The sequence below is a fragment of the Catenulispora sp. EB89 genome (assembly GCF_041261445.1).
GTDB lineage: Bacteria > Actinomycetota > Actinomycetes > Streptomycetales > Catenulisporaceae > Catenulispora.
In genome coordinates this window covers 560,885-583,346 of sequence record NZ_JBGCCU010000003.1, presented here as the reverse complement: position 1 = coordinate 583,346, position 22,462 = coordinate 560,885, and the positions used below count along the sequence as shown (strand labels likewise).

Annotated in this window: 21 protein-coding genes; 9 read left to right on the top strand and 12 right to left on the bottom strand. The window is 71.9% G+C overall.

What is annotated here, in order from left to right:
- Nucleotides 1-193: 193 nt before the first annotated feature.
- The 7 genes from ABH920_RS09385 to ABH920_RS09355 all read right to left on the bottom strand — a co-directional run bounded on the left by ABH920_RS09385 (nucleotide 194) and on the right by ABH920_RS09355 (nucleotide 7,702).
- The gene (locus ABH920_RS09385; RefSeq protein WP_370348490.1) at nucleotides 194-922 is read right to left on the bottom strand and encodes a DUF4191 domain-containing protein; all 729 of its coding nucleotides are present in this window, start codon (nucleotides 920-922) and stop codon (nucleotides 194-196) included.
- A 50-nt stretch (nucleotides 923-972) separates the two neighbouring features.
- The gene (locus ABH920_RS09380; RefSeq protein WP_370348489.1) at nucleotides 973-1,203 is read right to left on the bottom strand and encodes a hypothetical protein; all 231 of its coding nucleotides are present in this window, start codon (nucleotides 1,201-1,203) and stop codon (nucleotides 973-975) included.
- A 305-nt stretch (nucleotides 1,204-1,508) separates the two neighbouring features.
- Nucleotides 1,509-2,462 (bottom strand): lipoyl synthase, encoded by a 954-nt coding sequence (gene lipA, locus ABH920_RS09375; protein WP_370348488.1) that lies wholly within the window; start codon nucleotides 2,460-2,462, stop codon nucleotides 1,509-1,511.
- 67 nt (nucleotides 2,463-2,529) lie between these two features.
- Nucleotides 2,530-3,333: a lipoyl(octanoyl) transferase LipB gene (lipB, locus tag ABH920_RS09370; protein WP_370348487.1), complete on the bottom strand. Its 804-nt coding sequence runs from the start codon at nucleotides 3,331-3,333 to the stop codon at nucleotides 2,530-2,532.
- A 56-nt stretch (nucleotides 3,334-3,389) separates the two neighbouring features.
- Nucleotides 3,390-5,282 carry a trypsin-like peptidase domain-containing protein gene (locus tag ABH920_RS09365; protein ID WP_370348486.1) on the bottom strand — a complete coding sequence of 631 codons (1,893 nt, stop codon included), beginning with the start codon at nucleotides 5,280-5,282 and terminating at the stop codon, nucleotides 3,390-3,392.
- Nucleotides 5,283-5,486: 204 nt separating this feature from the next.
- The gene (locus ABH920_RS09360; protein ID WP_370348485.1) at nucleotides 5,487-7,016 is read right to left on the bottom strand and encodes a sensor histidine kinase; all 1,530 of its coding nucleotides are present in this window, start codon (nucleotides 7,014-7,016) and stop codon (nucleotides 5,487-5,489) included.
- The gene (locus tag ABH920_RS09355) at nucleotides 7,013-7,702 is read right to left on the bottom strand and encodes a response regulator transcription factor (RefSeq protein ID WP_015795955.1); all 690 of its coding nucleotides are present in this window, start codon (nucleotides 7,700-7,702) and stop codon (nucleotides 7,013-7,015) included. Before ABH920_RS09355 ends, ABH920_RS09360 begins: the two co-directional genes overlap by 4 nt.
- Before the next feature lie 189 nt (nucleotides 7,703-7,891).
- Here ABH920_RS09355 and ABH920_RS09350 point away from each other — a divergent pair, with 189 nt between their 5' ends.
- A complete protein-coding gene (locus tag ABH920_RS09350; RefSeq protein WP_370348484.1) occupies nucleotides 7,892-9,772 on the top strand; it encodes a DUF4192 domain-containing protein in 1,881 nt (626 codons plus the stop codon).
- A complete protein-coding gene (locus ABH920_RS09345) occupies nucleotides 9,769-10,803 on the top strand; it encodes a hypothetical protein (protein WP_370348483.1) in 1,035 nt (344 codons plus the stop codon). The genes ABH920_RS09350 and ABH920_RS09345 overlap by 4 nt, the downstream gene beginning before the upstream one ends.
- Here ABH920_RS09345 and ABH920_RS09340 read toward each other — a convergent pair.
- Both ABH920_RS09340 and ABH920_RS09335 read right to left on the bottom strand, forming a co-directional pair.
- Nucleotides 10,779-11,555: a cytochrome b/b6 domain-containing protein gene (locus ABH920_RS09340; protein WP_370348481.1), complete on the bottom strand. Its 777-nt coding sequence runs from the start codon at nucleotides 11,553-11,555 to the stop codon at nucleotides 10,779-10,781. The two genes, ABH920_RS09345 and ABH920_RS09340, sit on opposite strands and share 25 nt — an antisense overlap.
- Entirely contained in the window at nucleotides 11,539-12,321 is a 783-nt protein-coding gene (locus ABH920_RS09335) for a molybdopterin-dependent oxidoreductase (protein WP_370348480.1), read from the bottom strand. The genes ABH920_RS09340 and ABH920_RS09335 overlap by 17 nt, the downstream gene beginning before the upstream one ends.
- 220 nt (nucleotides 12,322-12,541) lie before the next feature.
- On the opposite strand from ABH920_RS09335, the gene ABH920_RS09330 reads away from it, so the two are divergent.
- Nucleotides 12,542-13,252, top strand: a complete 711-nt coding sequence (locus ABH920_RS09330) for a hypothetical protein (RefSeq protein ID WP_370348479.1) — start codon at nucleotides 12,542-12,544, stop codon at nucleotides 13,250-13,252.
- 119 nt (nucleotides 13,253-13,371) lie between these two features.
- On the top strand, nucleotides 13,372-14,157 hold the full coding sequence (locus ABH920_RS09325; protein WP_370348478.1) for an NUDIX domain-containing protein: 786 nt from the start codon (nucleotides 13,372-13,374) through the stop codon (nucleotides 14,155-14,157).
- Between the two features lie 140 nt (nucleotides 14,158-14,297).
- Here ABH920_RS09325 and ABH920_RS09320 read toward each other — a convergent pair whose 3' ends face one another.
- A complete protein-coding gene (locus tag ABH920_RS09320) occupies nucleotides 14,298-14,591 on the bottom strand; it encodes a hypothetical protein (RefSeq protein ID WP_370348477.1) in 294 nt (97 codons plus the stop codon).
- Between the two features lie 249 nt (nucleotides 14,592-14,840).
- Between ABH920_RS09320 and ABH920_RS09315 the strand changes: the two genes are divergently transcribed.
- Together ABH920_RS09315 and ABH920_RS09310 are read left to right on the top strand one after the other, a co-directional pair.
- On the top strand, nucleotides 14,841-17,207 hold the full coding sequence (locus tag ABH920_RS09315; protein ID WP_370348476.1) for an ATP-binding cassette domain-containing protein: 2,367 nt from the start codon (nucleotides 14,841-14,843) through the stop codon (nucleotides 17,205-17,207).
- On the top strand, nucleotides 17,204-18,019 hold the full coding sequence (locus tag ABH920_RS09310; RefSeq protein ID WP_370348475.1) for a hypothetical protein: 816 nt from the start codon (nucleotides 17,204-17,206) through the stop codon (nucleotides 18,017-18,019). Before ABH920_RS09315 ends, ABH920_RS09310 begins: the two co-directional genes overlap by 4 nt.
- Nucleotides 18,020-18,085: 66 nt before the next feature.
- Here the strand turns inward: ABH920_RS09310 and msrB are convergent, their stop codons facing one another.
- Entirely contained in the window at nucleotides 18,086-18,496 is a 411-nt protein-coding gene (gene msrB, locus ABH920_RS09305) for a peptide-methionine (R)-S-oxide reductase MsrB (RefSeq protein ID WP_370348474.1), read from the bottom strand.
- Between the two features lie 617 nt (nucleotides 18,497-19,113).
- Here msrB and ABH920_RS09300 point away from each other — a divergent pair.
- Both ABH920_RS09300 and ABH920_RS09295 read left to right on the top strand, forming a co-directional pair.
- Nucleotides 19,114-19,242: a hypothetical protein gene (locus tag ABH920_RS09300; RefSeq protein WP_370348473.1), complete on the top strand. Its 129-nt coding sequence runs from the start codon at nucleotides 19,114-19,116 to the stop codon at nucleotides 19,240-19,242.
- A complete protein-coding gene (locus tag ABH920_RS09295; RefSeq protein ID WP_370348472.1) occupies nucleotides 19,239-20,222 on the top strand; it encodes a GH25 family lysozyme in 984 nt (327 codons plus the stop codon). The genes ABH920_RS09300 and ABH920_RS09295 overlap by 4 nt, the downstream gene beginning before the upstream one ends.
- A 158-nt stretch (nucleotides 20,223-20,380) precedes the next feature.
- Here ABH920_RS09295 and ABH920_RS09290 read toward each other — a convergent pair whose 3' ends face one another.
- The gene (locus ABH920_RS09290) at nucleotides 20,381-21,124 is read right to left on the bottom strand and encodes a pyrimidine reductase family protein (protein WP_370348471.1); all 744 of its coding nucleotides are present in this window, start codon (nucleotides 21,122-21,124) and stop codon (nucleotides 20,381-20,383) included.
- A 144-nt stretch (nucleotides 21,125-21,268) separates the two neighbouring features.
- Between ABH920_RS09290 and zapE the strand changes: the two genes are divergently transcribed.
- Nucleotides 21,269-22,357 carry a cell division protein ZapE gene (gene zapE, locus ABH920_RS09285; RefSeq protein ID WP_370348470.1) on the top strand — a complete coding sequence of 363 codons (1,089 nt, stop codon included), beginning with the start codon at nucleotides 21,269-21,271 and terminating at the stop codon, nucleotides 22,355-22,357.
- Nucleotides 22,358-22,462 lie beyond the last annotated feature (105 nt).

The following is a 22,462-nucleotide window of genomic DNA, read 5'->3' as shown; positions in this document are numbered from 1 at the left end:
GTTCGCCCGCCGGCTGAGCGACCGCGTCACCCAGACCAATGCCGCGCCGTCGACCATGTCGTGGCCGTCCCGCCGCTGACCAGCGACATCCCCGAAACGCCGACGGCCCGCGACCGATCACCGGTCACGGGCCGTCGTACGTTCCGTGGCGTTTCGCCGGGGTTACGTCCGGCGGACGTAGGCTTTGCGACGATTAGCGCACCTGGCCCCGCGGCATCTTGCCGTTGCGGGGCATCGGGCCCTTCGGGATCGGCATGTTCGGCCCGACGGCCTTGAGCCGGTTCTGGTACTCCTGCACCTGCGCCGGACGCAGGTAGGCCTTCCCGGTGGCGGGCTTGAGCCGCATCACCGTCTTGTTCAGCTTGCCCAGCGGCACCATGCCCTCGTCGTCGCCGGCCACGATGTCCTCGGCGACCAGCGGCACGTCCGGGCCGAACAGCCGGGTCAGGTGCCGGCGCTCCTCGGTGAACAGCGCCTTGAGCCGGTTCGGGTTGCCCTCGCCCACCAGGATGATGCCCGGGCGGCCCAGCACCCGGTGGATCATGTCCTGCTGCCGGTTGAAGCGCACGCCGGGGGTGACGTCCCAGCCGCGGCGCAGCGTGTCCAGCACCGAGGCGGCGGCGCCGGCCTGGTCCCTGATCGAGGAGTACGCCGCGCGCTGCGCCCGCCGCCCGAAGACGATCATCGCGGCCAGCACGGCGACCGGGATGCCGAAGATCCCGTAGAACACCGGGGAGCCGAGCAGGAAGCCCAGGACCACGAACACCACCAGGGCGGCCACGGCCCAGGCGGCCAGCACCAGGGGAAGCTTGGGATCCTCCTTGCGGGTCATCCCGTAGACCTCGCGGATCTGCTTCAGCCGGCCCTTTTTCTTGGGCGCATCCCCGCCGGCGGGGGTCTTCGTCGTGGTGTCGCGTGCCATGCCACGCAGAATACGTGGTACTGGCGCCTGGTGGTAAACCAGTGCGGACCTTAGTGCGACTGAATGCTCATCCTGGTGAGCGACTCGTGGGCCTCGGCCCGCAGCGCGGCCCGTTCCTGCCCCTCCAGCACGGCCGCGCGGGCGTTCGCCAGGGCGCCCCGCTGGCCGCCGGCCCGCAGGACCCGGCGCTCGAAGGTGAGGATCATCGTGCGGACGGAGGACGCCGCGGGGCGGGCGGTGTGCGTCGTGGGAGCGGTTGCGGAGGACGTTGCGATGCTCATTGCGGAACCTCGACCAGAGAGAAAAGGGGGACGTCGGGGAACGGAGCCTGTGGCGGGCAACCACCACTATCAGGTTTCTTTGTTACAGGGTCTGGTGTTGCCGGTCAAATCGTGGTAACGCGCTTCGCAATGCCGGGCATTCCCTGCGTCCGGCATGCGAAACGGCCCCGGTCCAACTAGGACCGGGGCCGTTCGTCACAGCTCACTAAGAAAGTGCTTGATATCCATCGGGCCGAATCGGCGAGGCTGCCCCGGCCGATGCGTCGAACGTCACGTCGAACGGCACGCCGAACGTCGCGCGATCGTCACGCAGGCACGCCGGCCGCCGCGGCCTCGCGCGCCTCGACAGCCTCCTTGTACAGCCGCCCGGCGCGGTACGACGAACGCACCAGCGGCCCGGACATGACGCCGAAGCCCATCTCGCGGGCCTCCTCGGCCAGCTCCACGAACTCCTCGGGCTTCACCCAGCGCATCACCGGGTGGTGCCGCGGCGAGGGCCGCAGGTACTGGGTGATGGTCACCAGGTCGCAGCCGGCCTCGCGCAGGTCGGCCAGCGCCTGCGAGATCTCCTCGCGCTCCTCGCCCATGCCCAGGATCAGGTTGGACTTGGTGACCAGGCCGAAGTCGCGGGCCTGGCGGATGACGTCCAGCGAGCGCTCGTAGCGGAAGCCGGGGCGGATCTCCTTGAAGATGCGCGGCACGGTCTCGATGTTGTGCGCCAGCACTTCGGGACGGCTGCCGAAGACCTCGGCCAGGTGCTCGGGCTTGGCGTGGAAGTCCGGGATCAGCAGCTCGACGCCGCAGCCGGGCAGCATCGCGTGGATCTGGCGGACGGTCTCGGCGTACAGCCAGGCGCCCTCGTCCTCGAGGTCGTCGCGGGCCACGCCGGTGACGGTGGCGTACTTCAGGCCCATGGTCTGCACCGACTCGGCCACGCGGCGCGGCTCGTCGGTGTCGTACGCCTTGGGCTTGCCGGTGTCGATCTGGCAGAAGTCGCAGCGCCGGGTGCACTGGTCGCCGCCGATGAGGAAGGTGGCCTCCCGGTCCTCCCAGCACTCATAGATGTTCGGACAGCCGGCTTCCTCGCACACCGTGTGCAGGCCCTCGCTGCGCACCAGGCTCTTCAGGCCGGTGTACTCCGGGCCCATCTTGGCGCGGGTCTTGATCCAGCTGGGTTTCTTCTCGATGGGGACGGCGCTGTTGCGGACCTCAAGCCGGAGCAGCTTGCGGCCTTCGGGTTCTGGGGTGACGGCCGTCACTTCGAGTCTCCTTGCACGAAAGTGGTACTGCTTTTTCCTGTGATTACCAGCCTACGTGGCCCGCAGGCTATTCCTTGACGGCGCCGACGAGCCCGAAAGCCTCGGAAACCACGTCCTCGAGATGCCGCGCGACCAGCGGCGCGACCTCCTCGACGGTGACGTCCCGGCCCAGCTCGGCGGACAGCGAGGTGACCCCGGCGTTCCGGATCCCGCAGGGGATGATCTTGTCGAACCAGGCCAGGTCCACGTCGCAGTTCATCGAGAAGCCGTGCATGGTCACGCCCTTGGCGACGCGCACGCCGATCTGCGCCAGCTTCCGGTCCGCCCGGCGCTGCCCGGCGTTGGACGGCGCGTACTCCGGGCCGGCCAGCCGCGGGTCGAACTCCTCGTCCTCGTCCACCGGCGCGCCGACGGTCTTCAGCTGGAGTTTCAGACCGCCCAGGTCCTCGCGCTCGATCTGCTCGCCCAGGATCCACACGCCGCTGCGGCCGTGGATCCGGGTGGTCTCCAGACCCAGCTCGGCGCAGGCCCGGATCATCGCCTCCTCGAGCCGGCGGACGTGGCCGACCACGTCCATCGCCTCCGGCAGCCGCAGGATCGGGTAGCCGACGAGCTGTCCGGGGCCGTGGAAGGTGATGCGGCCGCCGCGGTCGACGTCGATGACCGGGGTGCCGTCGGTGGGCCGCTCCGCGGGGGCGGTGCGGCGGCCTGCCGTGAACACCGCGGGGTGCTCCAGCAGGATCAGGGTGTCGGCGATCTCGTCGGCGACCCGTCGGGCGTGGATCTCGCGCTGGAGGTCCCACGCGGCCAGATACGGAACGGCCTCCGCGCCGAAACCGGCGCGGAGGACCGAGATACGTTCTTCAGACACCCCTCAAGGGTACGCCTGCTTATTACCGGCCTTACTGGGCCAGCTGATTACCGGCCTTACTGGGTCGGCTGAGTCGCCAGGACCCCGAGGGTGACGTTGACCGTCGTCGAAGAGCCGTTGCGGGTGTAGGTGATGGGGACGGTGTCGCCGGGCCGGTGCGAGCGCACCGCGGCCGCCACGTCCTGGTAGGAGTAGACCAGCCGGTCGCCGATCTTGGTTATCACGTCGCCGGCCTTCAGGCCCGCCTTGTCGGCCGGGGCGCCGGAGGTGACCTGCTGGACCTTGTAGCCGCCCGCGGTGCGGGTGGTGGTGTCGCTCTGGCCGTTCTGCGCCACGCCCAGCGAGGCGATCTGCGCGGGCTTGCCCTGGGCCAGGGCGTCGACGATGGGCAGCGCCTCGGAGATCGGGATCGCGAAGCCCAGGCCGATGGAGCCGGCCTGTCCGCTGCTGCCGCCCAGGCCGCCGGAGTTCTGGCTGTTGGAGGCGATCGCGGAGTTGATGCCGATCACGTTGCCCTGCATGTCGACCAGCGGGCCGCCGGAGTTGCCGGGGTTGATCGCGGCGTCGGTCTGGACGGCGTCCAGGACCACGGTGCTGCCGTCCTCGGCCTGGGTCTCCACCGGGCGGTTCAGGGCGCTGACGATGCCGGAGGTGACGGTGCTGGTCAGGCCGAGCGGCGAACCGATGGCCACCACCTGCTGGCCCACGGCCAGGTTCTTGGAGTCGGCGAAGGAGGCCTTGGTTAGGCCGGAGACGCCGTCGACCTTGATCACCGCGAGGTCGGCCAGCGGCTCGGTGCCGACGATGTGCGCGCTGGCGGTCCGGCCGTCGTTGAACGTGACGGTGATGGTCGCCGGGCCGCTGGCGGAGTTGCCCCCGCTGCTGCCCCCGTTGCTGCCGCCGCTGCCGCCCCCGAACGGGTTGCCGTTGCCGCCGCTGTTGCCGCCGGTCCCACCGCTGTTGCCGCCGGTCCCGCCGGTTCCGCCGTTGTTGCCGTTGGAGTTGCCGTTGCTCTGGCTGGAGGTGTTGGCCGCCGCGATGACGTGGTTGTTGGTGACGATCAGGCCGTCGGAGCTGTAGATGATGCCGGTGCCCTCGTCACCGCTGCCGTTGGCGGTGCTGACCTGGATGTCGACCACGCTCGGCATGACCGCCGCGGCGACCTGGGTGACGCTGCCCGGCGTGCTCAGCGCGGTGTTGTTGGTGTTCAGCGGGGACCGCGTGCTGGCCGCGGCGCTGGAGGAGGAGCTGTTGTTGTCCTTGGCCGCGTAGGTGACCGCGGTGCCGATGCCGCCGCCGATCAGGCCGGCGATCAGGGCCACGGCGACGAGCATCTTGCCGCCGCTGAGCGCGGTGCGCTGAGGGGCGGCGCCGGGGGGCGTGTACGGGGGGAAGGCCGTACCGTCCGAGGGCGCGGCCCAGTTCGGCGGGGGAGTGGGGCCGGGACCGAGGTGCGCGCCGAGGCCGGCCTGCTGGGCCTGGTGCGCCTGGCCGGCCGGGCCGAAGGCGGCGCCGGGCTGCGGCTGCGGCTGGCCCGCGGTCTGCGGCGCCTGCGGGCCGGGGCCGATCGGGCCGGACTGCGCCTGCGCCGGTGCCGTCGCCGGTGCCGGTGCCTGGTAGCCGCCGGCCGCCGGGTCCGGCGTGGTCGGTGTGGCCGGCACCGCCGGCTGGATCAGCGTCTGGTCCGGCCCGTCGGCGGTCGGCTGGATCAGCGTCGGGTTGTCGGCGGGGGCGGGCTGTGGGGCGGGCTGCTGGGCCGGCTGCGCGGCCGCGGTCGGGGGGACCGCGTCCTGCTGGGCCGGGCCCGCCTGGGGGTCCTGGGCCCCCGAGCCGCCGGACGCGGCGGGGTTGGCTCCGAAGCTCTCACGCACGTCCTGCTGCGCCGCTTCGTTGGCGCCGTTGTCGCCCAGGCCGCCGCTGCCGCCTGCGTTGCTCGAGGGTTCGTTCATGAGGAGGAGCTTCGCCTGTTCACCTTAAATGCTGCTGAGACCAGGACAAGAGGTGCCCGAAAAAGAAGGGCCCGGATCCCCTGTGTTTCCACAGGTGCGGAACCTGGTGTTCATCGACCTTATGCGCTACTTGCTTAAGACGGCACACAGGCGCGTTCCCCATAGAGGGAGAACGCGCCTGTGGACCTGCCTGTCGGGTTCCGCCTAAGCGTTCGCGGCCCTGCCGCTGTTCTGGGGACTGTCTTCCTCGGTCGGCTGTCCGGGCAGCCAGAACCCGAGCAGGGCTCCGCCGCTCGACGCCCGCGCCGCCGCGACCCGGCCGCCGTGGTTCTCAGCGGCCTGCCGGACGATGGCCAGGCCCAGCCCGGAGCCCGGCATGGTGCGTGCCTCGGTGGAGCGGTAGAAGCGCTCGAAGACATGCGGGAGGTCCTCTTCGGCGATGCCCGGGCCCTGGTCCGCGACCTGGAGCAGCCCGTCGGAAAGCCGTACGGTGACGGTTCCGTTCTCCGGGCTCCACTTGGCGGCGTTGTCCAGCAGGTTCGTCACGGCGCGTTCCAAGGCCGCCGGGTCGCCTTCGAGGTACCAGGGCTGGAGCTGGATCTCGAACTTCAGGTGCGGGGCGCGCCTGCGGACCCGGTCCACGGCCTGCCGGACCACGTCGCTCAGGTTCACCTGCTCCGGCGCGGTCTGCGGCTTGGTGTCGCGGGAGAGCTCGACCAGGTCGCCGACCAGGATGGACAGCTCCTCCATCTGGGCCTGGACGTCGCCGATGAGTTCCGCGCGGTCGGCGTCGCTGATCCGGACCGGACTCGAGCCCGGTGCCGGGTGGCTCGACGCGGTACCGAAGACCTGGGAGAGCAGGTCGATGTTGGTGCGCATCGAGGTCAGCGGCGTGCGCAGTTCGTGGCCGGCGTCGGCGATCAGGCGTCTCTGGTGTTCCTGGGAGCGGGCCAGCGCGGTCAGCATGCTGTTGAAGCTGGTGGCCAGCCGGGCCAGTTCGTCGGTGCCCTGGACCTCGATCGGCCGCAGGTCGCCGGTCCTGGCCACGTACTCGGTGGCCTCGGTGAGCCGGTCCACGGGGCGCAGCCCGGCCCGGCCGACGGTGATGCCGGCGCTGCCGGCCACGGCGATGCCGGCGATGCCGACGAGGATGGAGACCAGGCTGAGGCGGCCCAGGGTCTGCTGGGTGTCCGCCATCGACTCCGCGACCAGGACCGCGGTCCGCTCGGTCGGCGGCTGCAGCGCGGTCTCGACGGTGGTGATCGGCACGCTCAGGGCTCGGTAGCGGACCCCGTCGATGACCAGCGTCGAGTAGTGGTCGTCCCGGGTGTGCTGGGCGACCTCCAGGTCAGGGGCCGAGAACCTGATGTCGTCCTGGACGATCTGGGGAGGCAGGTTCGACTGGCCGGTGGGCGTGCCGCTGCCGTCGTAGACGACGTACACGGTGGGATCGAGCAGCCCCACCGCGACATGCTCGTTGACCAGGGTCTTGGCGTTCTGGGCCTTCTGGTACAGGCTGCTGTCCATCTGGTTCAGGATCTGGTTCCGCACCGTCACCCAGGCCGCGATCGAGGCCAGCGCGACGCTCACCCCGACCGCGACCATCACCAGCGCGGTGATGCGGGTGCGCAGCGGGACGTGCGACATCAGGACCGTGATCTTGGCGCGCAGTCGTTCGTAAGGTCCCGGGCGCTCCTCGGACTCCTGGTGGTCGGCGGGGATGAATGGGTTCACGGGGCCGTCTCACGCAGGGAATACCCCACTCCGCGGACCGTGTGGATCAGGCGGGGCAGCTCGTCCGCCTCGGTCTTGCGGCGCAGGTAGCCGACATAGACCTCAAGGGAGTTGGCGGTGGTCGGGAAGTCGTAGCCCCAGACCTCCTCCAGGATCTGGGCGCGGGTCAGCACCTGCCGGGGGTGCCGCATCAGCAGCTCCAGCAGGTTGAACTCGGTGCGGGTCAGGCGCACCGGCTTGCCGGCCCGGGTCACCTCGCGGGTGGCCGGGTCCAGGGTGAGGTCGGCGAAGGCCAGCGGGGCGTCCGACTGGTCGGCCAGGCTGCCCTGGGTGCGGCGCAGCAGCGCGCGCAGCCGGGCCAGCAGCTCCTCCAGCGCGAAGGGCTTGGGGAGGTAGTCGTCGGCGCCCGCGTCCAGGCCGGCGACCCGGTCCGGGACGGCGTCGCGCGCGGTGAGCAGCAGGACCGGCAGGTCCTCGCCGGCCGAGCGCAGCCGGCGGCAGGTCTCCAGGCCGTCCAGCCTGGGCATCATGACGTCGAGCACGACGGCGTCCGGCCGCCGCTTCGCGATCGCCTCCAGCGCCGCCAGTCCGTCGGCCGCCAGCTCGACCTCGTAGCCGTTGAAGGCCAGCGAGCGGCGCAGCGAGTCCCGGACCGCCTGGTCGTCGTCCACCACGAGGATGTGCATGGCCGCATTCTGCCCCGCCCGGTTGAGAAGACGCTGAGATCACGCGGATGTTTTTCCCGGCGATCCGGACGCGGCCGAGCGTGCGGATTAGACCGTTAGAGGGATACCGGTTATCCACAACCCGGGTTTATCCACAGTCGGTCATGTCTTGGTCGCGCTCCGTGCCCGGGAATCGGCACAGTATCGGTCATGGATCACGACCTCACCACCGCCCCCGGAGCCGTCGCCGCCGACGGCCTCCCGTCCGGCGGCCCCGATACCGGCGGCGCCGCAGCCGGAGCCGCCCCCGGAACGCCGGCCCCGTCCCGTTCGCACGGTGTGCGCGGCGGGATTCCGGGCCAGGCCGGAGCCGGTGTGCCCGGGTCCGGCGGGGTGTCCGGCGGTGCCGGCGGCTCGGCCGGCGCGGTGCCGGGTGTGGCGGCCGGCGGGAGCGGCGACCCGGGCGCCGGGTCCGGCGGCCACGCCGGTGCGGCCGATCCCGCGGCCCCGGTCGGCACCGTCCGGCTGGCCTCCCCGGGCTCGGTGGTCGCCTCGATCCCGTTCCTGTTCGGCTTCCATCCGGAGAACAGCCTGGTCGTCCTCGGCGTCAGCCATTCGGCCGAGGGCGGCAGCTTCATCCGGCACGGGGTCCGCATCGATCTGGAGCAGGTTCGCGGACACGAACGGAGCACCGCGCTGGAACTCGCGGCGCGGCTGCGCGATCAGAACGCGGACATCGCGATCCTGGTCGCGTTCGGCCCGCGCGGCGCCACCGGCGCCAAGGCCCGGCCCGACCACTGCCGCAAGCTGATGGCCGCGTTCCGGGCCCAGCTGGAGGCGGCGGCCAGCGAGGAGCGCGTCACCGTCGTCGACGCGCTCTACACCGCGAACGGCCGCTGGTGGTCCTACATGTGCCGCAACAACCGTTGCTGCCCGTCGGCCGGGACCGTCGTCCCCGCCGAGGCGCCCGCCGCCCTGGCCGGCGCGTTCGCCGCCCGCGGCCACACCGTCTACGCCAGCCGCGAAGCGCTCGACGCGACCCTGGACCCGTACCCGCCGGAGGTCCTGGCGCGTATCTCCGCCGCCGTCGAGCAGCTGGACCCCACCTGGTACGACACCGACGCCGGCCTGGCCGACGCCCGCCGCCTGATGGACGTGCTGTTGACCCGCTGCGGCGCGGACTCGGACGAACCCGCGCCGCGCTCGGCCCGCCCCGAGGGTCCGCGCGCCGGTCGTCGCGGACTGTCCGGCAGCGCGACCGCGGCGCTGTCCACAGGGCACTCCGGATCGCAGTCCTCGGAGACGGACTCCGGATCGGCCGACGGTTCTGCCGCTCCTGCTGCTGCCGTCGCTGCCGCTGCCCCCACCGCCGCCGGCGAGCAGGCCACGTCGCACGCCAACGGCACCGCTCCGCACTCCGTCGGTGCCGTCATCCCGGCCGCACGCACCTCCCGCCGCGTCACCAACCGCGTCCCGGGCATCGCCGGCGCGTCCGAGGGTCCGGTGCCCGGCGAGCCGGCCGGCTCGCTGCTCGCGGCGCCGGCCATCAGTGACGCCGAGGCCGCAGAGCTGCTGGTCGCGCTGCTCAACTGGCGGGTTCGCGACTACCTGGCGTGCGCCGCCGCGACCGTGGACTCCGCCGGGCAGCTGCTGCGGCTGGGCGCGGAGCTGGCCCGGCGCGCGCCGCACCCCGATCTTCGCCTCGCCCCCTACTCGCTGGCCGCGTGGGCGGCGTGGGCGATCGGCCGGCCCGCCATCGCGCAGTGCGCGGTGGACCGGGCGCTGGCCATCGATCCCGAGTACAAGTTCGCCTCGCTGATCCGCGCAGGCCTGCACCACGCCATCGACGGCGAGGGCGTGCGCGAGTCCGCCGCCAACACGCGGCGGGAGATGTTCGGCGAGGCCTCCGCCGACCCCGATACGCCCGGTCGCGAGGCCACGGCTCGCGACCGCGCAGACCGGGGCGGCACAGATCCGGAGGGCACAGATCGAGACGGCTCTGATCTGGACCCCGCTCCGGCCCCGATTCCTTCTCCCCGCTCCACCAAGAAAGTCCGCACGAAAACCGAAACCGAACTGGAGTCACCATGAACCGCATTGAGCAAGTCGCCTCGTCGGCCCCGGCTCAGCAGCCGCAGCCGCTCCTTCCCCGGGCTCTCGCCGACGTTCGCCGCCGAGCGGCGCACGCCATGGTCCGGCCGAGCGGGACGCCGTCCCGGGCCCGCCGCACCTCGGGCTTCGCCGTCGCGATGGCGGCGCTCGCCGTACCGTTGTTGCCGAGCCAGGCGTTCGGCGTGGCGTCGTCCGCCGACGCGGCCAAGGGGCCACCTGCCCGGCACCACATCCGGCACGGCGAGCACGGCGAGCACGACCAGGTCCTTCCCGGCCCCGGCGCCATGACGCTCCAGGGCTGGACGGCCAGTGGCTGGACGCTCACCGCCCCGGACCGCCCGGCCGATGTCGGGCTGTGGGGTCACCTCTTGGCCATGCACCACGACGGTCACCTCGTGCCCTGGCTCGCCGAGCCCGCTGAGCCAGCCGACCCGGCGTACGCGTTTCATCCGCGGCCGGTCGTCCTGCCGGACGGCACCCGGGGCGAGATCGCGGCCTATCGGGTGTCCCACGCCAGTCCCCGCGCTGCGGACCCCGCCGGTCCGGAGTCGCAGACCCCCGCCGATCCCACCGGCCCCGCCGACTCGACCGGCTCGGACGGTTCTGGTTCTGGTTCCAGCGGCTGGTCCCAGCTCGGCGGCGGGTCCACCGACCGGACCTCGGACGGCCTGGCGGCCGTGCGCGGCGCCCGGTCGCGGGTCGTCCCGGGCCCGCTGATCCCGTTCTCGGGACCGGCCAACACCAAGCAGATGATGGGGACGGTCAGGCAGAGCGCTGACATCCCCGACATCCCCGGCGGCACGGCGGACCATGTGCCGACGTCCGGGCGGGTCATGGCCGCGGCCGATCCGTCGGCGGCGCCCTGCCAGCGCGGGGACTACCCGGCCGGCACGGACCGCTACATGCTGGCGCGTCTGCACCCGGCCAGGGACGCCATGGACGTGGTCGTCACCAACCGGCGAACTCCCTGCGCGGCGACGGTCGACTACCTGTCCCAGGCTCGCGCCTGATGAACGGCGCGGCCCTCCACCCGATCGCGCGCGCCCGCCTCACCGCGGGCCGCGCGGTCCTCCGCCTCACTCAGGGCGTCGGAGCCCGGGGCGTCCTCTCCGGACCCCTCCTCCGCCGCCACCTCGGCCGCCCAGGCCGGATGCTCCCGTTCCGCCCAGCCGCGCGTCACCCAGCCGGTCCGCATCCCGGTCCGGGCCTGCCGGTCGTTCACCGCGAACCACACATGGCCGATCACCACGAACCCGATCGCCAGCGCCAGCCAGTCGTGCACGAACGTCGCGCCGGTCCGGGCCGACACCCCGACCAGGTGCGGGAACCACATCAGGGTCCCGGTCCCGGCCATCACCAGGATCGCGCCGCACTGGAAGGAGGCGTTCAGCTTCTGTCCGGCGTTGAACTTGCCGACCGGAAGCGTCAGCTCCCGGGCCCGGTCCTCCCGCCAGGCGCGGTGGTGCAGCCACTCGCGGTCGACGTCGGTGTGCCGGCTCAGCCGCCGCACGTCTGCCCGATACGCCCGCGAGAACAACCCGGCCGCCATGGGGATCGGCAGGGCGAACCCGGAGTACAGGTGGATCAGCGCCACCATCGGACGGTGCCCGATCCAGACCGACAACGAGGGCAGATACAGCACGGCCCCGGTCGCCATCAGTGTCAGCATCAGCGCGGCCGTCACGCGGTGCACCCACCGCTCGGCCCGCGTGAACCGCTCGATCCTGCGCCGGACGCGGCCGGCCTCAGCCGGTCGGGACATCGCCGTTCCTGCCGTTCGACTTTCCGACCCAGGCGTCCACGTCATAGCCGTAGCCCTCCCAATAGCCGGGATGGACCGCGTCCACCACCTGGATCTCCGAGAGCCACTTGATGCTCTTGTACCCGTACATCGGCGCCGCGTAGAGGCGCACCGGCCCGCCGTGTTCGTGGCTGACCGGCCCGCCGAGCATCTTCAGCGCCACCAGCATGTCCGGGTTCTGGGCCTGGTCCAGGGTCAACGACTCCGTGTAGGTCCCGTCGAAGGAGACGAAGCGCAATGCCTTCGCGGAACTCTGTACCCCGGCCAGGGCGAGCATGTCCCGCAACCGCACCCCGCTCCACGGCACGTTCGGGACGCGCCAGCCGGTGACGCACTGGAAGTCCCGCACCATGTCGGTCTGCGGCAGCGCCGCCAGATCGGTGAGCGAGTACTGCTGGGGGTGGTCCACCAGGCCGGAGACTGACAGCCGGTAGGTGGTCGGGTCCGGAGTCGGAACGCTCCCGGTTACGGTGTAGATGCGGAACTGGTTGCCCAGGGGGAGCAGGTTCGTCAGCCCGGTCGGGTCGTGCTGCGCCACATCGGCCAGGAACCGCTGCACGGCGGACCCGCTGAACACCCCGAGGGCGCCCAGCCCCATCACGCCGACCACGACGCGTCGCCCGACCGGCCGCCCTTCCCGGCCCGGCCGGCCGGGCCCGTCGCCGCTTCCGCCGGCACCGACACCCCCGTCGACGTCACTGCGGGAAGCGTCCAATGCCTCTGCCACAAACCCATCAGATCACCGCAGGTCATGCGGCACCAGCATTCAGCAGGAGGTTCTTTGGTTCGTAATAATTAGCGCTGCTCCCCGATGCGTGGCGAACCGCAAACCGCAGTCTGGGACATCGCAGGCCGGCGATCCGGGCCTGCAACCGAGCGGAGCCGGCCAGGTGTCTTCCCCCTCGACCTCGCGAGCCGTGCGAGGGAGAACAGGGGGAGAGCACCAGGTGAGTGAACCGGCGAGTGAACCGCTGCTGCGCAGGACCGACCATGCCCCGTTCGACCAGCTCTTCGCCGAGGGTGCGGAGGCGTTGGCCGACGGATCGTACGGGATCCAGGCGGTGCCGACCGAGGGCGATCGACGGTGGGGCGTGTCCGCGCTGCTCCGTCCGGACTCCCGGGCGGCGGCACACCTGGAGAGGCTGACCCGCGAAGCCGCAGCGGTCGCCGGCGACGGTCACTGGCTGACCGGTGCCATCGACAACTCGCATCTGACCATGCGCGCGCTGGAGCACCCGCGTGACGGCATCGGGGACGACGATCCCTGCGTCGCCCGCTATGCCGACGCCCTGCGTGCCGCGGCCGTCGGGGTCCGGCCCCTGACCTTCGAGGTCACCGGCCTGACGCTGACCCGGCTGTCGGTGATGGCGTGCGCGATGCCCGTCGACGAGGCCGCGGACCGGCTCTCGGCCGCCTACGCACAGGCGCTCGGGCCGGACGCGTGGCTGGAGAAGGAGTTCCATCGTGAGATCTGGTACCTGAATCTGGTGCACTTCGCGGCCGCGATCCGTGACCCGCACCGCCTGATCGACTGGGTCGCGGAGCGTCGCCGGATGCCGCCGATCCGGCTCCGCGTCACCGAGGTCGAGATCGCGACGTGGCGCTTCACCGGCACGGGCATGACGCCGCGGCGGTTAGCCGCGACGGTGCTTGGGTGAGCCGATCACTAGGCCGCAGACGCTGTGTTCCTCGGATTGATTCCGATGCTCACCTGCCGTGCTCCGGTCGGCCGACCCCAGTTCTCGTCACCTTGACGACATCACGCTACGATGAACGGATGCCACAGGACCTCGCCGACCCGGCCTATGACCCGACCGACTACCCGCCGTTCGCGGTGACCGTCGATCTGGTCGTGCTGACCGTCGGCGAGCAGGGGCTGAGCGTGCTGGCGGTGCGGCGCGGCGAGCCGCCGTTCGCGGACCGGTGGGCGCTGCCCGGAGGGTTCGTGAAGCCGGACGAGAGCCTCGGCGACGCCGCGGTGCGGGAGCTGGCCGAGGAGACCGGGCTGGGGCTGGAGGTGGCCGGGCAGGACTCGCAGGGCGTGCCGGACCACGGCGTGCACCTGGAGCAGCTGGCCAGCTACGGCACCCCGGACCGGGACCCGAGGATGCGGGTGGTGTCGGTGGCGTACCTGGCGCTGGCGCCGTTGACCTCGCTGCAGGAGGGCTCCGAGGGGCCGTTCCCGGCGGCCGGGGGCGACGCGCGCGCCGCCGAGTGGCTGCCGGTCTCGGCGCTGCCCGGATCGGAGGGCCTGGCCTTCGACCACGCGCGGATCCTGGCCGACGGGGTCGAGCGGGCCCGGTCGAAGATCGAGTACTCGTCGCTGGCCGCGGCGTTCTGCCCGCCGGAGTTCACGGTGGGGGAGCTGCGCAACGTGTACGAGGCGGTGTGGGGCGTGCAGCTCGACCCGCGCAACTTCCACCGGAAGGTGACCGGCACGCCGGGCTTCCTGGTGCCGACCGGCGGCACCACGTCGCGGCAGGGCGGCCGGCCGGCGCAGCTGTTCCGGCGGGGGAGCGCGACGTTGCTGAACCCGCCGATGCTGCGGCCGTCAGTGGACTGAGCTGGGGACCGAGTCGCGGACTGGGCTGCGGACTGGGCCGGGAGTTGAGCCGGTTGAGTACTTGCGCTTGTTGATCCGCTGAGCTGATTGAGCGACTAAGGAGACTGAACGACCGGCCTCACGCCGCGTGCGGCGGGCCGTCAGTTCTCCCCGCCGATGTCCACGCTGTAGGCCTCGTAGACCAGGTCGTTCCCGCGCTGGCAGTGTCGGTCCAGGCGCCGGGTCAGCTCGGCCAGCTGCTTGTCGCTCAGGCCCGCGACGTCGCGCTGCATGGCGCGCCGGAGCTCGGCGTGTTCGCGGATCAGCGTCTCGACGGCGAAGGTCAGGCGCGGGTCGGCGGCGACGATCTCGGCGTACAGGCCGTGTTCGCCTTCGGTCGCGGCCAGGTGTTCGGCGATGGCGGCGGAAAGGGGGACGGCGGGGGCGAGGCCCATGGCGCAGACCTCCTCGCGAGTGGGGGGTCCTCTCATGGTGCGCACGCCGGAGCGGGGTTGTCCAGAAGCAGGCGATAGGCAGTCGGCTGCGACACTTCATCACTCTTCACGGTGATTTCCCCCGGTCCCGTGAGTGATCACGGCTACCGTAGCGGACAGCGATGTCGCGGACGGTGATCAATCGGTGGACACCGGCGCCGAACAGCCGGTGCCGCGCGACAGCGAGGGCCCGGAGCAAGAGGAGTCGCGGTGATCGAGGCGATCGAGCTGACCAGCACCCGCCGGTCGCGCGGCGCGGGCGGCGGCCCTGTCCAGGGGGTGTCGTTCGACGTCTATCCAGGCCAGGTGACGGCCCTGCTCGGAGCGCCCGGAACCGGAAAGTCCACGGTCCTGCGCCTGATGGTCGAACTCGAACCCGGAGGCGGCCGCACCCTGTTCGGCGGGCGCCCCTACCGCGCCCTGCGCCCGGCGGTCCGCGAGGTCGGCCTGGCCCTGAACCCCGACGCCGTCCACCCGGGCCGCACCGTCCAGGCCCACCTGCAGCTCTACGCGGCCGGCGGCGGCGTCCCGAAGCCCCGCATCGCGGAAGTGCTGGAAGTCGCGGGCCTGTCCACCCAGGCCACCGTCCGCTGCGGCCGCCTCGACCCCGGCCAGCGCCAGCGCCTGGCCATCGCCGCCGCCCTCCTCGGCGACCCCGCGGCCCTGATCCTGGACGAACCGCACGCTCTCGACACCCACGGCATGTCCTGGTTCCACGCCCTGATCCGCGCCTACGCGGCCCAGGGCCGCACCGTCCTGGTCGCCGCCACCGACCCCGACACCCTCTCCGGCACCGCCGACCACGTGGTCGTCCTCCGCCGCGACGACCAGGACGGCATCAGCCGCGTCATCGCCAGCCGCTCCGCCGCCGAGGTCTTCGACGAACGCCGCGCCACAGTCGTCCAAGTCCGCAGCCCCCAGGCAGCCCGCCTGGCAGCCGCCCTCGAAGCCGAAGGCGCCCGCCTGGCCCCGGCAGGCCCCGGCGCCCTCCAAGTCCGAGGCCTCGACCGAGCCCGCATCGGCGAAGTAGCCCACGTAGCCGGCGTCTGCCTCCACGAACTCTGCGAAATCGGCCACGACGACGACGTCTTCGGCCTCCGCCCCGTCCCCCGCCAAAAGGAACTCCTCCCCGGCCTCAACCGCGCTGACACCATCTGGCACTCCGGCGTCCGCCTCGTCGCCGACGAGATCGAGGAGGCCGAGGTCATCGAGGCCGCGGCGGAGGCGAGCGCCGAGGCTGCGGCGGCCGTCCACGTCGCGTCCGAGCAGCAGGAACCGGCGCCAGCGCACATGGTGGCGCAGGAGACGAGCGCCGGGCGAGCGGCTGCGGCGGGCTCGGTGGCTCGGCTGCAGGAGGCCGCAGCGAGTGCTAGTGCGCAGGTGCCGGCCGAACGGCGGGCAGGTGGGCCGACTTCGTTCGCTGGCCCGCAGGAGACCACAGCGAGTACTGGTGCGCGGGTTCCGGTCGAGCGGCAAGCAGGTGCGCAGGGCTTGGTTGCTGGGCCGCACGAGGCTGTGGCGGGCGTTGGTGCTCAGGTTCCGGCCGAGCGTCAGGCAGCTGGGCAGCGCATGGTCGCCGGCTCGCGCGAGTCTCTGGCAGGTGTGCTTTCTGCGGCTGAGCAGCAGGCTGGCGCTGTGACTGGAATGCGGCCTGCGCCGGAGCGCGATTCGGTGCCGAGTGCTGGCGCGCAGGCTCAGGCTGAGCAGCCGGCGGGCCGGGTTGCGGCCGGGCAGGTCGGCGGTGCGGCGGATGCGCAACCTTCGTCGGTGTCGGCGCGCGAGGGCGCGGCGAGCGCTAGCGTGCAGGCTCAGGCTGAGCAGCAAGCGGTCCGGGTTGCGGCCGAGCCGGTCGGCGGTGCGGCCGATGTGCGGCCTGCGCCGGAGCCGGTGGTGGTGCGCGAGGCTGCGGGTGCTGACTCGGCGGTCGTGCGGTCCGATGGCGCCACGCCGAGTGTGGCGGGGTCGTGGCGGACGCAGGGCTCGGTCGCCGGTTCGCGATGGTCGGCTGTGAAGGGTTCGCAGGTGCGGCCGAGCGCGGCGCCGACCGTTGCCGGTGGCAAGGATTCGGCGAGCAACCTGGCGTCGGCTGCCACGGACACCGTCCCGGCCGACAGCGCAGTTCACCAGAGCACTGCCGAAGTCCCGCAGAGCGTGCCAGCTACCGCCGAAAGCACCGAGCCGCGTACGCCGGCCAAGTCCCCCGAAGCCCCGCGTCCCACGCATCGTCGTGCTGGCGCGTTCGGACTCCGTTGGGGACGCAGCCGCTCGCAGCGTCCCGTAACGCCGTCGCCGGAGCCCGTCGGGGCCGTCGTCGGGTCTGCGTCGTCCAGAACCGCCACAGCCACTGCGACCGCTACCACCGCCACCGCGGCAGCGGCTCCCGCGCCTGCCCCTGTACAGGCGCAACCGCAACCAGCCGTCCCCTTCACCGTGGCATCCCCCGCCCCGCAGCCGGACAGCGGCAGCGACGGCATGACCCCGTGGCGCGCCGCAGCTGCGCGGGCGGCGCAGCAGAGCCAGCAGCAGCACGTCCCGGTCGCTGAGGCGGCCCCGGCAGAGCAGGAAACGTCCGCATGATCGCCGCGTTCCGTTATGAGCTACGCCGCCTTGGGAGCCTGCGGGCTACGCGGCGCGTCCCCGGGGGTGCCGCCGTCGTGGCCGCCGCGTTCGGCGTGGCCGCTGCCCTCGCGGTGTCGGCGGGGGCTTCGGAGCGGGTCGTGGCGTTGCTGCGGTTGGCGGGGACGCTCCCGGCGCTCGCCGCCGCCGTCGTGCTTGGAGCCGCTGCGTCGGGGCATGAGCGGCACTACTCCATGCGTTACGTCACCCTCGCCGTGGTGCCGCGGCGGGCCTGGCTGACTGTCGCCAAGGCCACGCTCACCGCGCTCCTGTCCGCCCTGACCGGCGCGCTGGTCGCGCTTTCCGCCGCGCTCGGCTACGCCCTGGCGCTGGCCTGGGCCTATGCCGGGGACCGCACCCTCATCCCCGACGGTGCCGCCGCCGATCCTGTGCTGCAGGGCGTGGCGCCGGCGGCTGCTGCGGCGACGGCCGCCGGGCTGTTCGGGCTGGCCATCGGGTGGCTGACCGCCTGGTACCGCGCGTCGGTCGCGGTGGCCGTGGCGGTCGTCGCGCTCGCCGTGCCGCTGGCCGCCGGCCGCCTGCTCACCGGCCTGCCCAGCGTCGCCAAGCTCCTGGCCGACGCCGAGCAGTCCCTGCGCACCACCCCCGTGCTGTCCTCGCTGCTCAATCCGCGCGTGCTGACCGCGTGGCCGCCGCTGAAGTCGGGGATGCACCCGATCCCCCCGACCTCCCTCGCGGCCACCGCCCTTCTGGCGGCGGTGGCCCTGCTCGCGGTCGGCGCCGGTGCCGCGAGGTGGCAGCGGGGCGACTGAGGCGAGCGATGACACAGATGACACAGGGGCAGCCGCAGGGGATGCAGAGGCGCAAACGGTGAACGCTTAGGACGCGCTCTCGTCCTCGTCCAGCTTCAGCGACACCGAGTTGATGCAGTACCGCTGCCCGCCGTGCGCGGCCGGCCCGTCGTCGAAGACGTGCCCCAGGTGCGACCCGCACGCCGCGCACCGCACCTCGGTGCGCACCATCCCGTGGCTCCGGTCCTGGAGCAGCGTGACCGCGTCACCCTCACCGGGCTCGTAGAACGACGGCCACCCGCAGTGCGAGTCGTACTTCGCCTGCGACCGGAACAAGGGCGCGTCACAGGCGCGACAGTGGTACGTCCCCTCCGTGTGCGTGGAAACGTATTCCCCGCTCCACGGACGCTCCGTACCGGCCTCGCGCAGCACCGCGAACTCCATCGGCGTCAGCAACGACCGCCACTCCGCCTCGGACCTCTCCACCTTCTCGACCATGTGACTCACCCTTCCCTACCGGGCCCATCGACGGAACTGTGTGTTCCCCCGATTGGATAACGGCTGAAGACGGATCCGTCTTCCCCGAGGAGGTCTTACGGATCTGTGAACAGCGTCTCTACCTGCGCGGCTTCTCGGACTGTACCGCTCGTCGCGCCTATGCGGCCTCCGGGTGGCGGCACGACGCCTGGAAGGCGACGTTCGGGGAACTTCGAGGAACGTCGGAAAGTGCTGGATAAGGAGGCGTACATGGAATCACGCAGTTTCCCCGTGCGCCGTTGCCGAACTTCGGTGGCTCCCAGTACCGTGACAAGCGCCGTGGGGGCAGAAGTGGTCCCGGCCAGGCCGCGCTGGTGCAGCGCGTCGGCGGTCCTGGAGCGGCGGATCGCTGAGCTGAGCGGGGGCGCCGTGCCAGTGACTTCGATGACGTGCGCGACGCATCCAGGCGTCGGCACGCTGATCTTCGAACTCGAATCCAGACCGTGACCGGTTCTCCCGCGTCGCTTGACGCTCCGCCGGCAGCCGGCGATCGCAGCCCTCGGTTTACCTCATGACGAGGCCTGCACATCAGGATTCTGACCAGTTACGATGATTCAAGCAGCAGTCGAGGAGGGGCGATGGGTGACTACACCGTCGCGGCACACGACCATGCCGCCACTCACTACTACGTCATGCGCTTCCCGGGATACCCGCCGGGCGGCGACAACCTGCCACGTCCAGCCGGGTACGGGGGGTTGATCTCGTGACCTGTTTCGGTCCGGACATCTCCTCGTACCAGTCGGGCCTGGTGCTGTCGCGCCTGACCGGCGCCTCGTTCGTCATCGCGAAGACGACCGAGGGCACCTACTACACCGACGCCGACTACCAGGGCTGGCGGCAACAGGCCGCGCAGCTCGGCAAGCCGTTCGTCTGGTACCACTTCCTGTCCGGCGAATCGGTCACCGCGCAGGCCGCGCACACCGCCGCCAACGTCGGCGACCGCTCGCTGCCCGGGATGCTCGACATCGAGCCGACGAGCTCGTACACGCCGACCATCGCCCAGACCGTGGCGTACATCGACGCCGCAGCCGCGCAGGGGCTGAAGATGCGCCTGGCCTACCTGCCGCGCTGGTTCTGGGATCAGCTCGGACAGCCGGACCTGAGCGAGTTCACCGCGCGCGGCGTGCACCTGGTGTCGTCGGCGTACCCCGGCGGCACCGGCTCGCCGGCGTCGCTCTATCCGGGCGACGGCGCGTCCGGGTGGCAGGCGTACGGCGGGCTGACGCCGGTGCTCTACCAGTACACGAACCAGGCGTCCGACGGCGGTCAGCCGCTTGACTACAACGCCTTCCGCGGCAGCGTCGCGGACCTTACGAACCTGTTGAACGGAGATGACGACGTGGCACTCACGCCGGAAGACATCCAGGCGATCGCCGCGGCGGTCTACAACTACGGCCGCGAGGACATAGTGGTCAACGGCCAGGTGATGCACAACGCGCCGCTGGGCCAGCTGGCGCACGGGGCGTGGGTCGCGCTGAACGACCCGGCCGGGGCCGTCCCGCAGATGCGCGGCCAGGTGAACGACCTGCACCTGCGGCCCGCGCCGCCGACCGCCGCGCAGATCACCTCCGCGGTCCAGGCCGCGATCCAGGGCGCCATCTCGGCCGGTCTGGTCAACGAGCAGGCCGGGGCGCTGATCGCGCAGCAGGTGGTCTCCCACCTGACGCTGACGGTGGGCACCAAGTGAGCGCGCTGCCGGGGACTGCCGGGGACCCCGGCGGCGCGTTGATCCAAACCGGCGTCGAAGCCGGTGTCGAAGCCGACATCGAAGTAGGCGATCGAAGCCGGTGACCGAAGCCGAATCCGCCGGGGCGGCCTGCCACCGCTGTTCCGGTCGGTTCCGCCTCAGCGCTTCGTCACCAGATAGCGGCTGAAGAGGAATCCGTCCTCCGTCAGCAGGCTGTGCAGTATCAGCGGCAGCCCGTCCGGAAGATCCGGACCCGCCAGGACCCGCATCGAGTCCCCGCCGCGCAGCTGCGGCGCGATGGACAGGCACAGCTCGTCGAGCCTCCCGGAGGCGGCGAGCTGGCCCAGCAGGTTCGGCCCGCCCTCGCAGAGGATGCGGCCCAGGCCGCGCTCGGCGAGCCGGTCCACGGCCAGGGCCAGGTCGACGTCGCCGGTGCCGGCGGCGATCACGTCCGCGCCGGCCGCGCTCGCGGCGTCGATGCGGTCCTGCGGGGCGTCGGTCGCGGTGAGCACGATCGTCGGGACCGCCGGGGACGTGAACAGCGGCATCGACCAGTCCAGGTCCAGGGCGCGGGAGACCACGGCGATGGCCGCGGTCGGCGCCTGCCCGGCCGCCGCGCGCGCCTCCTGGTACTGCTGGCGCACCCGCGCCGGGCGGTACTGCTCGGTGCGCACCGTGCCGGCCCCGACCAGCACCACGTCCGCCAGGGCGCGCAGCACGCCGAAGATGCGCTTGTCCGCCTCGCCGGAGATGCCCTCGGACTTGCCGGCGGCGGTGGCGGCCCCGTCGGCGGTGGCGACCATGTTGGCCCGCACCCAGCGCCGAGCCCCGGTGGGGTAGGCGTAGACCTCGGCCAGATCGACCTGGCGGCCGCGGTTCGACGGCGGCAACAGCTGATACATGGGACCAGCGAATCACACTGGGCGACTTCTGACACGCGCGGCTCATCCACCTGTCGCACAAGGTTTTGTGACTGGCTTCACATGTGATCAATTACACCCCTCGGACGGTCCTGGACACCCGCTCCGGCCTGCGACATTGGAAGAGTGCCGACGTCTGCTCCGATAGTCTCCGCGCCCGCTGCGACCCTCGTCGGCCGCCGCCCCGAGGTCGGCGCGGACCGGCTGATAGCCGACCTGGTCCCGCCGCCGCGGTTCGACCAGGTGCGCTTCTCCAGCTACGTGCCGAACCCGGCCGAGCCGAGCCAGAGCGCGGCGCGCGACCGGCTCCAGGCCTTCGCCGCGACCGTCGGTGTCGCGCCGAAGAAGAGCGGCGGGCTGTTCAAGAAGAAGGCTCCGGCGCCCGGCGCGATCGGCGTCTACCTCGACGGCGGCTTCGGCGTCGGCAAGACCCACCTGCTGGCCTCGCTCTGGCACGAGTCGCCGGCCCCGCGCGAGAAGAAGGCCTACGGCACCTTCGTCGAGTACACCAGCCTGGTCGGAGCCCTCGGCTTCGCGGCTGCGGTCGAGCGTCTGTCGGACTTCGCGCTGGTCTGCATCGACGAGTTCGAGCTCGACGACCCGGGCGATACCGTCCTGGTCTCCACGCTGCTGACCCGCCTGTCCGACCGCGGCGTGAAGCTGGCCGCGACCTCCAACACGCTGCCGGACAAGCTCGGCGAGGGCCGGTTCGCCGCCGCCGACTTCCTGCGCGAGATCCAGGCGCTGTCCGCGCGCTTCGAGGTGCTGCGCGTCGACGGCCCCGACTACCGCCACCGGGATCTGCCCACGCCGCCGGCCCCGGTCGCGGAGGACATCGTGGCGCGCACCGTGGAAGAGCACGCCGGCGCCACGCTCGACACCTTCGAGGGCCTCACCGGCGAGCTCGCCGCGGTCCACCCCAGCCGCTACGGCGCCCTGATCGACGGCGTCAGCGCGGTCGGGCTCACCGGCGTGCGGCCGCTCGACGACCAGAACGTCGCCCTGCGCCTGGTGGTGCTGATAGACCGGCTCTACGACCGCAAGGTCCCGGTCGTCGCCTCCGGCACGCCGCTCGGCGAGCTGTTCACCCCGGAGCTGCTGCGCGGCGGATACCGCAAGAAGTACCTGCGCGCGATATCCCGGATCACCGCCCTGGCCCGGGACGGCGTGGCGCTGGCTGCCGCCGAGGAAGCTGCAGTCGGCGCGGGAGCCTAGCCCGCAGTCCCGCAGTCCCGCAGTCCCGCAGTAACCAGTAACTCCGAGTTCTCAGGCGCCGTTCCCAGTCCCGGAACGGACGCCATGGCATGCGAACTGTTAACC

Coding starts and splice junctions, on each gene's coding strand:
- ABH920_RS09300 (WP_370348473.1), top strand. CDS start 19,114: ATGGGTGACTACACCGTCGCGGCACACGACCATGCCGCCACTCACTAC.
- ABH920_RS09345 (WP_370348483.1), top strand. CDS start 9,769: ATGAACCGCATTGAGCAAGTCGCCTCGTCGGCCCCGGCTCAGCAGCCG.
- ABH920_RS09325 (WP_370348478.1), top strand. CDS start 13,372: ATGCCACAGGACCTCGCCGACCCGGCCTATGACCCGACCGACTACCCG.
- ABH920_RS09340 (WP_370348481.1), bottom strand. CDS start 11,555: ATGTCCCGACCGGCTGAGGCCGGCCGCGTCCGGCGCAGGATCGAGCGG.
- ABH920_RS09350 (WP_370348484.1), top strand. CDS start 7,892: ATGGATCACGACCTCACCACCGCCCCCGGAGCCGTCGCCGCCGACGGC.
- ABH920_RS09365 (WP_370348486.1), bottom strand. CDS start 5,282: ATGAACGAACCCTCGAGCAACGCAGGCGGCAGCGGCGGCCTGGGCGAC.
- msrB (WP_370348474.1), bottom strand. CDS start 18,496: ATGGTCGAGAAGGTGGAGAGGTCCGAGGCGGAGTGGCGGTCGTTGCTG.
- ABH920_RS09290 (WP_370348471.1), bottom strand. CDS start 21,124: ATGTATCAGCTGTTGCCGCCGTCGAACCGCGGCCGCCAGGTCGATCTG.
- ABH920_RS09380 (WP_370348489.1), bottom strand. CDS start 1,203: ATGAGCATCGCAACGTCCTCCGCAACCGCTCCCACGACGCACACCGCC.
- ABH920_RS09385 (WP_370348490.1), bottom strand. CDS start 922: ATGGCACGCGACACCACGACGAAGACCCCCGCCGGCGGGGATGCGCCC.
- ABH920_RS09320 (WP_370348477.1), bottom strand. CDS start 14,591: ATGGGCCTCGCCCCCGCCGTCCCCCTTTCCGCCGCCATCGCCGAACAC.
- ABH920_RS09310 (WP_370348475.1), top strand. CDS start 17,204: ATGATCGCCGCGTTCCGTTATGAGCTACGCCGCCTTGGGAGCCTGCGG.
- ABH920_RS09355 (WP_015795955.1), bottom strand. CDS start 7,702: ATGCACATCCTCGTGGTGGACGACGACCAGGCGGTCCGGGACTCGCTG.